Origin of the sequence: Nocardiopsis synnemataformans (assembly GCF_965343085.1) — a bacterium.
GTDB classification, from domain to species: domain Bacteria; phylum Actinomycetota; class Actinomycetes; order Streptosporangiales; family Streptosporangiaceae; genus Nocardiopsis; species Nocardiopsis alborubida.
The window spans coordinates 1-625 of the sequence record NZ_CBDRFA010000186.1 but is presented as its reverse complement, the minus strand read 5'-3'; the positions used below and the strand labels follow the sequence as shown (position 1 = coordinate 625).

Sequence of the window (625 nt, the reverse complement as noted above, 5' to 3'; positions counted from 1 at the left end):
TGTGGCCGTGACGCATGCCGATGTGGCGGCGCTCGCACTGGACAGCCGCTTCTCGCGCGGGCATGAGCGCGTACTGCTGCATTCGCCGCAGGCGTTCGACGCATCGACCTATGAGCTGTGGGTTCCGCTGCTTTCGGGCGGCCGGATCGTGGTGGCTCCGACGGAGGCGGTGACGCCGACTCTCCTGCGGGACTCCGTGGCAGCGCACGGAATCTCGGCGGTGTGGTTGACCGCGGCGCTGTTCCATCTGTTCGCCCAGGAGGCCCCGGGATCTTTCGCCGGCCTCAGTGAGGTGTGGACCGGTGGAGACGCCGTGCAGGCGGAAGCGGTGTCACGTGTCCGTGCGGCCTGTCCGGAACTCGTGGTGGTGGACGGGTATGGGCCGACGGAGACGACGACGTTCGCCACCACGTACCGGATGGAGCCGCAGGCGAACATTCCCGCGACGGTGCCGATCGGTCGGCCGCTGGACAACACGCGGGTGTTCATCCTGGACGCTTCCTTGCAGCCAGTGCCGGTTGGTGTTGTTGGTGAGCTCTACATCGGTGGGGCCGGTCTCGCCCGCGGGTATCTGCACCGGCCCGATCTGACGGCCCAGGCCTTCATCGCCAATCCCTTCGGTGAG

Annotated in this window: 1 protein-coding gene; it reads left to right on the top strand. The window is 67.7% G+C overall.

Going from position 1 to position 625, the window contains the following annotated elements; translation table 11 throughout:
* Positions 1–625: AMP-binding protein (locus tag ACSIH6_RS39385; protein ID WP_435113994.1), on the top strand; the 625-nt coding region annotated here is incomplete at both ends.